General features: G+C 58.1%; 9 protein-coding genes. 3 read left to right on the forward strand and 6 right to left on the reverse strand.

The annotated features are described in order from the left end of the window. Positions 1-22: 22 nt before the first annotated feature. From RE428_RS16490 to RE428_RS16500, 3 genes are all read right to left on the reverse strand, one after another. On the reverse strand, positions 23-1,084 hold the full coding sequence (locus RE428_RS16490) for an endonuclease/exonuclease/phosphatase family protein (protein WP_004583037.1): 1,062 nt from the start codon (positions 1,082-1,084) through the stop codon (positions 23-25). A 202-nt stretch (positions 1,085-1,286) separates the two neighbouring features. Next, the gene (locus RE428_RS16495; protein ID WP_004583038.1) at positions 1,287-2,351 is read right to left on the reverse strand and encodes a Gfo/Idh/MocA family oxidoreductase; all 1,065 of its coding nucleotides are present in this window, start codon (positions 2,349-2,351) and stop codon (positions 1,287-1,289) included. A gap of 35 nt (positions 2,352-2,386) precedes the next feature. Continuing rightward, positions 2,387-3,025, reverse strand: coding sequence for an SDR family oxidoreductase (locus RE428_RS16500; protein ID WP_004583039.1), 639 nt, complete (start codon positions 3,023-3,025; stop codon positions 2,387-2,389). A gap of 430 nt (positions 3,026-3,455) precedes the next feature. Here RE428_RS16500 and RE428_RS16505 point away from each other — a divergent pair, with 430 nt between their 5' ends. Together RE428_RS16505 and RE428_RS16510 are read left to right on the forward strand one after the other, a co-directional pair. Then, positions 3,456-8,270: an EAL domain-containing protein gene (locus RE428_RS16505; protein ID WP_004583040.1), complete on the forward strand. Its 4,815-nt coding sequence runs from the start codon at positions 3,456-3,458 to the stop codon at positions 8,268-8,270. Between the two features lie 152 nt (positions 8,271-8,422). Next, positions 8,423-9,517, forward strand: a complete 1,095-nt coding sequence (locus RE428_RS16510; RefSeq protein WP_004583041.1) for a DUF748 domain-containing protein — start codon at positions 8,423-8,425, stop codon at positions 9,515-9,517. An 83-nt stretch (positions 9,518-9,600) separates the two neighbouring features. Here the strand turns inward: RE428_RS16510 and ahpF are convergent, their stop codons facing one another. Then, the gene (ahpF, locus tag RE428_RS16515) at positions 9,601-11,187 is read right to left on the reverse strand and encodes an alkyl hydroperoxide reductase subunit F (RefSeq protein ID WP_004583042.1); all 1,587 of its coding nucleotides are present in this window, start codon (positions 11,185-11,187) and stop codon (positions 9,601-9,603) included. Between the two features lie 221 nt (positions 11,188-11,408). Continuing rightward, positions 11,409-11,972, reverse strand: a complete 564-nt coding sequence (gene ahpC, locus RE428_RS16520) for an alkyl hydroperoxide reductase subunit C (protein ID WP_004583043.1) — start codon at positions 11,970-11,972, stop codon at positions 11,409-11,411. Between the two features lie 334 nt (positions 11,973-12,306). On the opposite strand from ahpC, the gene RE428_RS16525 reads away from it, so the two are divergent. Next, entirely contained in the window at positions 12,307-13,203 is an 897-nt protein-coding gene (locus RE428_RS16525) for a carbohydrate kinase family protein (RefSeq protein ID WP_004583044.1), read from the forward strand. A 44-nt stretch (positions 13,204-13,247) separates the two neighbouring features. On the opposite strand, the gene RE428_RS16530 is transcribed toward RE428_RS16525, so the two are convergent. Next, a complete protein-coding gene (locus tag RE428_RS16530) occupies positions 13,248-13,940 on the reverse strand; it encodes a response regulator (protein WP_081614665.1) in 693 nt (230 codons plus the stop codon). Positions 13,941-14,133: the final 193 nt, after the last annotated feature.

A 14,133-nucleotide genomic window follows, 5' to 3' on the forward strand; every position in this document is an offset into this window, starting at 1 on the left:
CGTTCCTGCGGCGATCCCGTTTCTATCCGTCCTGGTCCCGGGACCTGGCCTCCTCGATCGCATCCTCGGCCTGCTCCCAATCCTCTTCGTCCGCCTCGGGGTTCTCGTGCTCATCGGCCCGACTGGGACGGAAACAGAACGTTGCCAGGATCGGGAAATGATCGGAACCAAAGGCCTCCAGCCGGCTCATGTTCCTGAGCGTAAATTCCTCGCTTACGAAGATATGGTCCAGTGGCCAACGCATTAGACGGTAGTTGGCGTGGAAGGTACTGAACATGCCTCTTCCCCGCCGTGGGTCCAGCATGCCACTGACGCGACAGAACATCCGTGTGGTGCGTGACCAGGCGACATCGTTCAGGTCGCCGGCCACCAGCGTCGGGTCGCCGTCCCGGTGGATTCCCTTGCCGACCAGCAACAACTCGGCGTCACGCCACAGGGATTCATCACTCTCGCTTGGCGCGGGTGGACGCGGATGAAGCGCATGCAGACGCACCCTGGAGCCGTTGGCGAGACGCAACCACGTGTGGACGGATGGAATATCCTTCTGGATCAGCCACGACACATCGGTATCCTCGAGCTTGAGCCGGGAATAAAGGTGCATGCCGTAGAGGTTGTCCAGCGGGATCCTGACCGCGTATGGATAGTCTTCCCCTAACGCTGAATCCAGCGCATCCCCCCACCACTGGTCACTCTCGAGCGTGAGCACGACATCCGGCTTGTGTTGCAGGATTTGCCGGGTCAGTCCTTCGGCATTGCGGTTGGGCGTGAGCACGTTTGCAACCAGTAGACTGACACAGCGCTCCTCGAAGCCGTCCTGCGCATCTTTGACCTGTTTTGGCCACAACCGGGTATACGGAAGGATCCGGTAGGTTTGCCAACCCAGGACGGCAGCAGAAAGGATAACGGTAGGCCATAACAGCGGCGGGGCGGCCAGGGGGGAAAGCAGCAGGATGAGTAGCGCGATGGCGGCGATCTGCAGGCGCGGGAAGTCGCAAGCCCGAATCCACCAATCATAGAACGGTAAGCGCGCGAATACCGTGAGTGTCGTAACCACGAGCGAGGCGATGAAAAGACCGATACTCAACAATTCATGCTCCAGTCAGCGGCATGACACCCTTTGTCCATTCGTAATCCGGATTCCATACCATCCGAAGGCTTGGGCTTAGCTTGCCAGCGACAAGGATGGACTGCAAAAAACACACGTTGATTTTAGACGTTTGGGAACGGCTTTCTTGCAGCCGACACCTTTTCCCCGAGCCCCTGGCTTCATGTTTTCAGGCGACGCGCTATTCCGGCAATTCGATAACCCGACGTTCGGCTGAAGCATGCTGGGCCGCGGCCACGATTTCGAGTCCGGCGATCGCCTCCCGAGGATCGACAGGCGGTTTCTCGCCCTTGCGAAAGGTCTCGGCAACCCGTTCGTAAAAGCGCAAGTATCCACCTGGCACGTTCTGGATCGCACGCTCTTCGCTGCCCGCCGTCAGGTAACCCTGGCCATCCTCGACATTGTCGAGCCAATCGGACTGATCGGGCCGAGCCCCGGCCTTCAGGGCGTTTTCCTGTCCATCCAGGCCGAAGCTGGTATAGGCTGCCCGGCTGCCGAGGACCCGCATTCGCGGACCGCACTGCGCCGCCACGCTACTCATCCAGAGGTGTGAGCGCACGCCATTGTGATGGGTCAGGGCGACGAAAGAATCGTCGTCGACCTCGGCATCCGGGTACCGATGCTCCAGCTCCGCGTAGACCGACTTCACCGGGCCGAACAGCACCAGCGCCTGGTCGATCAGGTGAGCACCCAGGTCGTATAGTACGCCGCCGGCTTCCTCCGGCGCTCCGGACTGTCGCCAGCCCGGTTTTGGTTCGGGCCGCCAGCGCTCGAAGCGAGACTCGAAGCGGCGCACCTCGCCGAGCTCGCCGTCAACCATCAACTGTTGCAGGGTCAGGAAGTCGCTGTCCCAACGACGGTTCTGGAACACGGTGAGGAACAGCCCCAGCCGTTCGGCTTCGTCAGCGAGCTCACGGGCATCGTCCGCGTGGGCAGCAAGGGGCTTGTCGACCACCACACCCAACCCGGCATGGAGCGCCGCCATGGCCAACGGTTTGTGGGTCCGGTTGGGAGACGCGATAACGACCAGGTCCAGCTTGTCGGCATCGTGCCAGAGCTGGCCCGCGGTGTCGTAAAGGGTAGCGTTCGGGTAGGCCTGTTTCGCCTCCCCAGCCCGGTCGGGATTGGAGGTGACGATCGCCGATAACCGCAAACCTCGCGCGGCATCGATCAGCGGTGCATGGAACACGGAACCGGCCAACCCGTAGCCAATGATCCCTACCCTGACTTCGTTGTTTTCAGACATCGATCCCTTTTCCTCAGGACTCATTTCGACCCGGTTTAAAAACCTTTCACCGCCTCATCGATGGATGCATCTCCGGACAACACATCCAGCGTACGGTTCTCTGCATTCGGTGCATCAAGGACCTTCAGCAATACCTCGGCGACGTCCTCCCGCGAAATGTCACCGGTACGATCCAGCTTTTCGCTGATCTCGACCTTTCCAGCACCCGCAGACTGGGTCAGCGGTCCAGGGCGTACAATGGTGTAGCTGATACCTCCGGCCCGCAAATGCTCATCGGCCCGGTGTTTGGCGCGCAGATAGTGGCGAATCTTTTCCGGCCCCTTGTCGGGCTCCTCCGCCCGCATGGCGCTGACCATGATGAAGCGCTTCACACCTGCCGCCTTGGCGCTGTCGATCAGCCGAATCGCGCCATCCTGATCTACGTCGATGGTCTTTTCGGGTCCGGTGTGGGGACCGGAACCGGCGGTAAACACCACCGCATCGCAGCCCTTCAACTGCTCGGTGCAATCGCGTTCGAGATCGCCCAATACGGTCTTCGGCGCTCCCAGCTCGCGCAGTTTTTCTGCCTGGTCGGGGTCGCGGACCATCGCCACCGCCTCGTGGGGACTGTGGGCCATTTTCTTGATCAGATGTTGGCCAATCTTACCGTTGGCCCCGGCGATCAATACGCGCATAGTCCAGTCTCCCTTGTTCCAGTACCTGATTTGGCGACCAACAACCTGACCTGGATGCTGGCTCCCTATCTAACCTACAAACCTACAAGTCGCGTGCGTCCCGTGTCATCCCTTCGAGCGGAGGTTTAAATGAAACTTTGGTCAGATACGTCGAAACCCCTGACATACCGAGGCAGACGTGAGACGCTCTAGGAGCCTTGGGCCAGTCTCAATATCTCTTTACTGAATACACGGCAGGCCACCATGGCGGACCAGGGCACCCCGCCAGCCCATACCGCTGAAGCTCCCGGTCTAATCAACATAAGTGCTTGTAAACGCGTCAAGCCCCGCGCAAGTATCTGTCTGTTAAGGCATCCTCGTCAGGAGTAACGTCAGGCGCTGGAGCGCAGCACATTAAATAACGGGAAGCCAAGCGAGTTATAGCGCGATTATGGACGACCAAACACAAAAGCAGGATGTTCGATCCTCCGCAAACGAATCCGAAGCCCAGCCCACCATCCCCATCGTTGCGATAGGCGCCTCAGCAGGAGGCATCGAGCCGCTGCAAACCTTTATCTCCAAGTGTACGGGGGATATGGGTCTTGCCTTCGTTGTGATACAGCACTTGCCTCCCAGCGGGGACAGTGCACTCACCGAAATACCCACGAATTTTTCCGTCATGCCTGTCGAGGCCATTACCGACGGCATGAGTGTCGAGGCGGACCGGGTTTATGTCTTACCGCCGAACGCCAGCCTTCAACTCGACGGTTCCGTCTTCAGGATGCAGACCCTCGAAGCCCGACACCCAGACCTGATTATCAACGAATTCTTCACCTCGCTGGCACAGCAGCAAGGTGAGCGATCTTTTGGGGTAATCCTCTCCGGTGCGGGCACCGACGGCGCAGAAGGGGCCCGGGACATCCGGGAAGCCGGCGGGCTGGTGCTCACCCAGGACCCCGACGAGGCCGAGTTCGACGGTATGCCGGCTGCCGCTATCCATGCCGGCGCAAGCGATGCCATCGTGCGGGCCGAACAGATGCCTGCAGCCCTCCTGGACTTTATCGCACGCCAGTCGAGATTTCCCAGTGAGCGTGAAGACAGCACGGATCGCCCGCTACCCAACACGATCCGTAAGATCATCGAACTGATTTCCCACAATAGCCCCAACGATTTTACCCGGTACAAGGAAAAGACCCTCGCCCGCCGGATATTTCGCCGCATGGGTATGAGCCAGGCGGACAATGAGGACGCCTACCTCAAGCTGCTGGAACAATCCGAGGAGGAGCGCAACCTGCTCTACCGGGACATGCTTATCTCCGTCACCGGCTTTTTCCGTGACGAAGCCAGCATGGCAAAACTCGACCAACAGATACTGAAGCCGCTGGTCGACAGCTCGGAACCCGATCAGTCGATCCGGGCCTGGGTACCAGGCTGTGCAACCGGGGAGGAAGCCTACACCCTGGCCATTATGCTCCATGAGCGCATGCGGGAGAGCGGCAAGCGGGCGAAACTCCAGATCTTCGCCACGGATATCGACGAGGATGCCTTGCGCATTGCCCGCAGCGGGCTCTATCCCGACAGTATCAAGAGCACGTTATCCAGCGAGCTGCTAAAACGCTATTTCCGTCGCGAAGGCGACTACTACCGCGTGATCAAGGAAATCCGCGAAGAGATCGTCTTCGCCTACCAGAACGTCATCACCAGTGCGCCCTTTTCCCAGCTCGACCTGATAACCTGCCGCAACCTGTTGATCTATCTCAAGATCGATGTGCAGAACCAGCTCATGGGCCTGTTTCATTTTGCGTTGAAAGACGAGGGCGTCCTGTTTTTGGGTACGTCGGAAACCGTCGGCCGCAAGGACGACCTGTTCCACCTTGTCGATCGCCGCCATCGCATTTACCGGCGCAAGCCCAATGACCGCCAGGGCATCAACCTCCCCTTCTCCGAAGGTCGGCCAACCAATGTAACCACCCAGGTTCCGGTGTCGACGCCATCCCTGACGACGCGCAGCCAACGCCGCCCCTATCGCACACGGATGGGCGACCGCGTACAGCACCTGATGTTGGGTCGGTACGCGCCCCCGGCAGTGCTCGTGAGCAAGGATGGCGAAGCACTCTATTTCGTTGGCGAAACATCGAACTACCTGAGACACCCATCGGGCGAACCAAGCCACCGACTGTTCGATCTCGCCCGGGACAACGTCAAGAACAAGCTTCGCAGCCTCTTTCGCACAGCCGTCGAGCAGCAGAGCCATGTTGAGTCTGCGCCCTTCTTCATCGGCAGCTCGTCCCCGGCCAAGCAACTGAAGCTGGCGATTACGCCGCTGAAGATCAACGAAGCCACCCACTACCTGATCGCATTCGAGCCCCATCGCGAATCGCCGGGGGCGGCGGAACCCCGCGCCGAGCATCCGGCGACTACAGGCAAAGAGGCCGAGTCGGCGCTGATCGAACATCTCGAGGAAGAGCTACACGCCACCCGCGCCGAACTGCAGGCCACCATCGACGATCTGGAATCCTCGAATCAGGACCTGAAGGTTTCCCACGAGGAAGCCGTGTCCATGAACGAGGAACTGCAAAGCACCAACGAGGAACTGGAGACCTCGAAGGAGGAACTCCAGTCGCTCAACGAGGAAATGTCCACGGTCAATACCGAGTTGCAGGCCAAGGTGGACCAGCTCGACCAGGCCTATGGCGACCTGGATAACCTGCTACGCAGCATTACCTCGGCCACACTCTTTATCGACTCGTCTTTCCATATCCGCCTGTTTACCCCCAACTGCAAACAGCTGTTCAACCTGGTGGATACCGATGTCGGTCGGCCGTTGGATGAGATCAAGTTCAAGGTCCAGGATGACTACCTTCTCCAGGATGCCGCCACCTGCCTGGAAACGCTTGAATCGCTCGAAAGCGAAGTCACGGCAAACGGCAATTATTGGCACCTTCGGCGGATATCACCCTACCGCACGCACGAAGACCGGATCGACGGAGTCGTTATCACCTATACCGATATCACCCGCTTGAAAAACGCCCAGGGCGAACTGAGCGAAATGGCACAGACGCTCGAACGGCGCGTAGAGGAACAGACGCAGGAAGCTCGGGAACACCTTCGGGAACAGGAAAAGGCCGTCCGTGAACGGGATGTCTTCTTCGAGCTTTCAGCGGTGCCGTTCTTCGTGATGGGGGACGACGGCTATTTCTCGCGCCTGAACCCAGCATGGAGCCGTATCTTCAATTGGCATCTCAACGAGTTGTACGAGCGTCCGTACCTCGACTTCATCCATGCCGAAGACCTGGAAAACTTCAGGGCCGACCTCAAGGCCGTGCGCGATAATAGGGAATCCGCGAATACGCCGGCAAGATTCTGCGCTCGGGATGGCAGTTACCACTGGCTTGAGTGGGAGATCCAGCGCGGCGAGAACGAAACGATGCTTGGCGTGGTACGTGACGTGTCCGAGCGGGTCCAATCCGCCCATGCGGTCCAACGCGCCCAGGAAGAGCTGGAAAAACAGGTGCGCCAGCGGACCCAGCAGCTACAGGCGGAAAAAGAACTGGCTCACGTGACCCTGATGTCCATTGGCGAAGCCCTCATCACTACGGATATCCACGGTCGGGTTACCAGTATGAACCCGGTTGCCGAACGTCTCACCGGGCACTCTGCGAGCGAATCGTTAAATCGGGACATCAACGAGGTCCTGGAGCTCCGCAACGAAGATACCGATGAGCGTCTGGAAGAACCTGTGTCCACAGCGCTGGTGGAGAACCGGACCGTCGCCGTTCCCGAACCCGCCCTGCTGGTTCGTAAGGACGGGGCGAGTATCCACGTCGATGCCTCCGTGTCACCGGTCTACAACAACAAGGGCGACCTGCTGGGCGCCGTCGCCGTATTCTTCGATGTCAGCTATGCACGGGAACTCACCAAGCGGGTTCGCCACCGGGCCTGCCACGACGACCTCACCGGACTGGTCAATCGCGGTGAATTCGAGAACCGCCTGGCCACGGTCGTCGCCAGCGCCCGGGACGATGGCAAGGTACACGCCCTGCTGTTCATGGACCTGGACCGCTTCAAGATTGTCAACGATACCTGCGGCCATCTGGCCGGGGACGAACTGCTCCGGCAAATCGCGGGGGAACTGCAAGTCCATGTCCGCCAGCGGGATACCCTGGCACGGATGGGTGGCGACGAGTTCGCACTGATCCTGGAAAACTGCAATGCCGAGCAGGTCTTCCGTGTCGCGGACGATATGCTGGCCTTCATGCACAACTTCCGTTTCACCTGGGAGGACAAGACATTCCAGGTGGGCATGAGCATCGGTATTGCCCTGATCGACGAGCACGCCGCATCGGTACGGCAAGTGGTCCATAACGCCGACAACGCCTGTTACATGGCCAAGGAAGGTGGCCGGGACCGAGCCTATATCTTCAATCAGGAAAACGAGGACGACCTGCACCATAAAACCTACATGTATTGGGTGACCAAGGTGTCCCAGGCGCTCGAGGATGACGATATCGAGCTCGTCGCCCAGCCGATCGTGGCGCTGGAGGATGGGCAGACCCGGGGCAATCACTTCGAGGTCCTGTCACGCCTCAAGGGCGACGAGGGGGAAACCATCCCGCCCTCCAAGTTCATCAACGCGGCCGAGCGCTACAACCTGATGCCACGCCTGGACCGCCACGTGGTGCGGAAGGTGTTCCAATGGCTTTCGGAGAATCCGGCCATCATAGAGTCGCTGGATATCTGTTCGATCAACCTGTCGGTGAGCACCCTGGGCGACGATCGATTCCCGGATTTCCTCAACGACCTGCGCAAGCAATACCACGTGCCCAGTCACAAGGTGTGCTTCGAGATCACCGAAACCATGGCCATCCGCAACCTGACGAAAACGATCGAGCTGGCCAACGAATTCAGGAAGCAGGGCTTCCTGTTCTCGCTGGACGACTTCGGCAGCGGTTTCGCCTCGTATCATTACCTGCGCCAGCTACCGGTCGACTTCCTCAAGATAGACGGCGAGTTCGTGCGCAAGATCGTCGAAGATCCGATGGACGAGGCGATGGTGCGCTCCATGAACGAGATCGGACATATCATGGGCAAGAAGACCATCGCCGAGTTCGTCGAGACACAGGCAGTCTTCGACAAGCTGAAGGAAATCGGCGTCGATTATGTCCAGGGCTTCGCCATTGGCAGACCCGACGATCTTGAAAACGAAGGGAAAAAAGATAACGGTGCGGGCGCCGGAGCCGGTAATACCGTTGGTGATAGCGCCTGAATCGCGCCTGAAAGGGAGCTATCCGGCGCCCGGCTCAATGGAACGCCACGTGCCGACGAACAATCGATAACCGGTTACCTCAAACTGGCCGTCGGAAACCTGAGTCAAACACCCGCACATCGTGCAAACCGGTAGGGATACCTCAGAGATCGATGCAACACCGTAAACGCAAGCTGGCCTGGGTTCTGCTCGCGCTTGTCATTGTCGTCGTAGCTGCCCGGGTGGCACTGCCCGAAGTGCTCCAGCGTTACGTCAACCAGACCCTGGATGACGCCGAGGGTTATAGTGGTCAGGTTGGGGATATCGACCTGGCCCTATGGCGTGGCGCGTACGTTATCCACGACATCGAGATCAACAAGGCCACCGGCGAGGTGTTCGCACCCCTGTTCACAGCCAACCGCGTGGATCTGTCCCTGCTCACATCCGCCCTGCTTCGCGGCAAACTGGTTGGCGAAGCCGTGTTTCGCAAGCCGCTGCTTAACATCGTGGTTGAGGACGAAGAGGATTCCAGCCAGCAAACCGGCGAGGAAGCCGACTGGCGGCAGGTACTACGAGACCTGTTCCCCTTGAGGCTCGATCGGATTGAGTTCCACGACGGTGAGTTCCACTTTCGAAAGCCGGATGCTTCACCGCCGGTAGATGCCTACCTGACCGGGATCGAAGCAACACTGACAAACCTGACCAACAGCCGCGAGCTATCCGATTCCCTGGCGGCAAGCCTCAGCCTGCAAGCCAAGGCTATGCAGCAAGGCGATCTCACCGTCTCCATGCAGATGGATCCCTACCGGGAACAGGCGCATTTCAACTTCAACGGTAAACTGACGAATCTGGAAATCAGCGCGATCGACCCCCTGATTGCCGCCTATGCGCCTGTCGACATCGAGGCGGGCAGCCTGGACCTGGTGATGGAGCTGGCCGCTGAGGATGGGCGGATTACCGGGTATGTCAAACCATTGCTGCGCGACATCGACATATTCGAATGGCGCGAAGACGTGGAGAAGCAGGGCGACAACCTGTTCCAGGTGGTATGGGAAGGATTGGTTGGCGCTGTTGCCGAACTACTGGAAAACCAGCCGAAAGACCAGTTCGCCACCCGCATCCCGATCGAGGGACAGATCGATTCGCCGGACACCGAGACTCTCGCCGCGATCATCAATGTGCTCCGGAACGCCTTCATCAATGCCTTTGAGGCGGAGCTTGAAGGTAGCGTCAATCCCTCGAATGTCGAACAGGACAGCAACCAGTAAGCCATCACGCCAGCGTGATGGCTTAAATAAAAAACCCACCACCCGGCGAGCGGATGGTGGGTTTCGTTGACCCTCGGGCCGTCTTAAGCCGCTTGCTCTTCGTCCTCAGGGAGGGAGTTGCGGATAAGGAAGTCGAATGCGCTCAGGGCGGCCTTTGAGCCTTCACCCATAGAGATCACGATCTGCTTGTAAGGTACGGTGGTCGCATCGCCGGCCGCGAAGATACCCGGGATCGAGGTCTCTGCGCGCTCGTTGACGATGATCTCGCCGTGCTGGCTCAGCTCGATATCGCCCTTCAACCATTCAGTGTTCGGCACCAGGCCGATCTGGACGAACACACCTTCCAGCGCAACATGGTGGCTTTCGCCCGTGTTGCGGTCGGTGTAGGTCAAACCATTCACCTTACCGCCCTCACCGGTAATTTCGGTGGTCTGGCCTGAGGTGATGATTTCGACGTTCTTCAGGCTGCGCAATTTCTTCTGCAGAACATCGTCCGCACGCATCTCAGCCCCGAACTCGATCAGCGTCACGTGCCCGACGATACCCGCCAGGTCGATAGCAGCTTCAACACCGGAGTTACCGCCACCAATCACCGCTACGCGCTTGCCCTTGAACAGCGGACCGTCACAGTGCGGGCAGTAGGCAACGCCCTTGTTACGGTACTCTTCCTCACCCGGTACACCCAGTTGACGCCAGCGGGCACCCGTCGAGAGGACCACGCTGCGTGCTTTCAAGGACGCGCCGTTTGCCAGACGAACTTCGTGCAGGCCGCCTTTGCGAGCTGCAGGAATCAGCTTCTCGGCGCGCTGCATGTTCATGATGTCCACGTCATACTCTTTGACGTGCTGCTCCATCGCCGCAACCAGCTTCGGACCTTCGGTGTAGGGAACGGAAATCAGGTTTTCGATACCCATGGTGTCCGCAACCTGGCCACCAAAGCGCTCAGCCGCAATACCAGTGGAGATACCCTTACGCGCAGCGTAGATCGCCGCAGAGGAACCTGCCGGACCACCACCGATGACCAGCACTTCAAAGGCATCCTTGTGGTTGATCTTCTCGGCTTCTTTCTCGTCGGACTTGGTGTCCAGCCTCGCGACGATCTCTTCCAGCGTCATGCGGCCCTGCCCCCAGGGCTCGCCGTTCAGGTAGACACTGGGAACCGCCATCACTTCGCGCTGCTCGACCTCATCCTGGAACAGGGCACCGTCGATGGCGGTGTGCTTGATCTTCGGGTTCAGCACGCTCATCAGGTTCAGGGCCTGGACCACGTCCGGGCAGTTCTGGCAAGACAGGGAGAAATAGGTTTCGAACTCGAATTCACCGTCCAGTTCCTTGATCTGCTCGATCGTTTCCTGGGCGGCCTTGGATGGATGACCACCGACCTGCAACAGGGCCAATACCAGCGAAGTGAACTCGTGGCCCATGGGAATACCGGCGAAACGAACACCAATATCGGTGCCGATACGATTGATGGCGAAAGATGGTCGACGAACGTCCGGCGACTCTTCGGTGCGCAGGCTTATCTTCGAAGACATCGGCTCGATCTCTTCCAATAGCTGTTTAAGCTCCTGGGATTTCTTGCCATCGTCATAGGCTGCTACCAGCTCGATCGGCTGCTGCAGCTTGTCCATGTAAGCTTTCAACTGCTCCTTGATATTGGCATCCAACATGTCGTATTCCCCTTGCATAAACGCGAAACTGAGTGACTTAAAAACCGAGTGGTTTAACGAATAAGTTATAAGTAAAGATAAGGATGAACTCTTTAAGGCTCAAATTAATTAGCCTTAAACGTTTAATAGCCACTTGCTATATAAGCCGATCGTTCAATGCTGCAGATAAAAGAAAGGCCCGCAGAGCGGGCCTTTCGTTCAGCTTCACCTTGCGGGGAAACTTAGATCTTGCCGACCAGGTCCAGAGACGGAGACAGGGTCTCTTCGCCTTCTTTCCACTTGGCAGGGCAAACTTCGCCCGGATGGTTACGAACATACTGGGCAGCCTTGACCTTGCGCAGCAGATCGTCTGCATCACGGCCGATGCCTTCAGCAGTAATTTCCATTGCCTGGATAACACCGTCCGGATCGATCAGGAAGGTGGCACGGTCTGCCAGGCCCTGACCTTCGCGCATCACACCAAAGTTGTTGGTGATGGTGCCAGTCTGGTCGCCGACCATGTAGTACTGGATCTTGCCGATCGTTTCAGAGCTGTCGTGCCACGCCTTGTGGGTGAAGTGGGTGTCGGTAGACACGGAGAACACTTCCACACCCAGCTTCTGCAGCTCTTCGTACTTGTCAGCGACGTCGCCAAGCTCAGTCGGGCAAACGAAGGTGAAGTCGGCCGGATAGAAGAAGAAGACAGCCCACTTGCCTTTCACGTCGGCATCAGAAATTTCTACAAACTCGCCCGCTTTGTAAGCGGTTGCGTTAAACGGTTTGATCTCGCTGTTGATCACGCCCATTCAGATTTCTCCTTAGATTGTCTGGAATTTACGTTGCTGGAAAGTCGTCTGGAGTTGCTAAGGTAACCGCAACCCGACGGATGACGAAATTGATTATGCTTAAATGACCTATAGATAAGCCCTATATAACCAAAGATCGGCCTGATTTTCGGCTTGCCACAGGAAAAGTCTGGCTCCCGGCGAGAATCTCAACCCTGGCATGAATTAAGCTTTCTTCATCCGAACACCGTCGAATGGCGGCTGAGTATACCGGAGGATCCCAAAGTCAGCCTACCCGCGTAAGGTTTCAGTTTTTTGGAAGGCCAACTCAGTCTTGGAGGAATATTCCTTGCGCATGGGCATAACCGTGATCGGCGGCGCCTCCGTCGATACCATCATCCAGTTGGACACATTCCCCGAACCCACTCCCCAGACCATTTGGCCCCGGGCAGGCTATCGCAGCCTGGGTAGCACGGGCGCTGGCAAAGCCCTGAACCTGGCGGCGCTGGATATCCCGGTCACGCTGCATACGTTGCTTGGACGGGATGCGGAGGGCCAGTTCATCCGGGACGCCCTGCAGCACCGAAATATCACTCTGCTCGCGGAAGAGACGGACGCCGGCACGGAGCAGCACGTTAACCTCATGGATGCCAATGGCGATCGCATATCGCTCTTCGTCAATCCGTCAACCGAGCCGGACGCCATTGATTGGCGTGACGTTCGTACTGCACTGGCGCATTCAGAGTTGGCCGTGATCAATATCCTGGCCTACGCCCGACCTGCGCTGGAGCTTGCGCGTGCAGCAGGCAAACCCATATGGACCGACCTCCACGACTATGACGGGAAAAACAGCCACCACCAGCCATTTGTCGATGCCGCCGAGGTTGTCTTCCTTTCCAGCGACAAGCTCCCGGACTATCGACACTTCATGCAACAGCAGATTCACAAGGGGAAGTCTCTGGTGGTCTGCACCCACGGCAGTTGCGGCGCGACGTTAATCGATAGTCACGGACAATGGATCGAACAGCCCGCCTTCCCGGCCCCGAACATCGAGGACACCAACGGTGCCGGCGACGCCTTTTTTAGCGGTTTTCTCTACGGCTACCTGGATCGACAGCCACTTGCAACCTGCATGAAGCTCGGAGCCGCCTGCGGTGCGCTCTGCGTCGGCGCCCGCAGTCTGGCAGCACCGACGCTTAGCCGGGAATACCTGCAGTCGAGGCTGACAGGGGCTCCCACTTCGCTGGACTGAGCACCCGCCCTATTCCACCACGTGCGTTTGCAGGCCCGGTGCATCTACTGTATCAGCCCTCTGTGCATCGCCTCATAGACCGCCGCCGGTGCATTCGGCACATTCAGTTTGACAAAGATGCTCTGACGGTGATTCTTGATCGTGGAAAGGCTGGCCGCCAGGCGCCTTCCCGTATCCGCGACCGAGACGCCGTCGGCGATGCATCGCAGCACCTGTAGCTCTCGATCGGTCAGCAAAGGCCTTGACGAAAGATCGTAACGGGATGCTTCGGGCGATCGCATCTGCAACTGCAGGTAAAGCTGTATCCCTGTCTGGGCCTCGTCTGAAAAGACCGGCTGACCGGCCGCCACGCGACGAATGGCCGATACAATGCGTTCAGTGGGATCATGCTTGCTAAGATAACCTGCAACGCCCGCTGATACGGCTTGACTAACCACATGTCCCTGGCAATCCGTAGACAGGATCAGGACGCGAGTGGCCAGACCTTCGCTGGCGACGGTGGCACAGATATGGGTCGCGTCGCCGCCGGGCAGCTCGAATTCGCACAGGATGATCTCCGGTCGCAGGCGGCGTGCCTTGGCTACCGCCTGTGAGGCGTCTTCAGCTTCACCGACAATCACGAAACCCGGTTCAGCGGACAATATAATTGCTAGCCCTCTACGTATAAGTGGTAATGGGTCCACCAATAAGATGCGTATATCCATCATGCTCATTCCGTGTGATTTTTGAGCTTGCATCGCTAATAAGGCAAGAACTATTTTCAGAGCCCCTATCAGTACGGATGAAAATCTAAACACAAATACTGTGAGTGTGAATTAGTTACGGTAATTAGATTATTGATCTTCGTTACACTATGGTCGTCGACAGATGCAAATCGACACGTAACTCCCTACGAATACGCGTCAATTAACTCTGAACTGATTAATATAG

Origin of the sequence: Marinobacter nanhaiticus D15-8W, assembly GCF_036511935.1 — a bacterium.
Taxonomy (GTDB): Bacteria; Pseudomonadota; Gammaproteobacteria; order Pseudomonadales; family Oleiphilaceae; genus Marinobacter_A; species Marinobacter_A nanhaiticus.

What these genes read in the sequence shown, in the direction of transcription:
- RE428_RS16495 (WP_004583038.1), bottom strand. Translation starts at nt 2,351, where the DNA reads ATGTCTGAAAACAACGAAGTCAGGGTAGGGATCATTGGCTACGGGTTG.
- RE428_RS16500 (WP_004583039.1), bottom strand. Translation starts at nt 3,025, where the DNA reads ATGCGCGTATTGATCGCCGGGGCCAACGGTAAGATTGGCCAACATCTG.
- RE428_RS16505 (WP_004583040.1), top strand. Translation starts at nt 3,456, where the DNA reads ATGGACGACCAAACACAAAAGCAGGATGTTCGATCCTCCGCAAACGAA.
- RE428_RS16510 (WP_004583041.1), top strand. Translation starts at nt 8,423, where the DNA reads ATGCAACACCGTAAACGCAAGCTGGCCTGGGTTCTGCTCGCGCTTGTC.
- ahpF (WP_004583042.1), bottom strand. Translation starts at nt 11,187, where the DNA reads ATGTTGGATGCCAATATCAAGGAGCAGTTGAAAGCTTACATGGACAAG.
- ahpC (WP_004583043.1), bottom strand. Translation starts at nt 11,972, where the DNA reads ATGGGCGTGATCAACAGCGAGATCAAACCGTTTAACGCAACCGCTTAC.
- RE428_RS16525 (WP_004583044.1), top strand. Translation starts at nt 12,307, where the DNA reads ATGGGCATAACCGTGATCGGCGGCGCCTCCGTCGATACCATCATCCAG.
- RE428_RS16530 (WP_081614665.1), bottom strand. Translation starts at nt 13,940, where the DNA reads ATGCAAGCTCAAAAATCACACGGAATGAGCATGATGGATATACGCATC.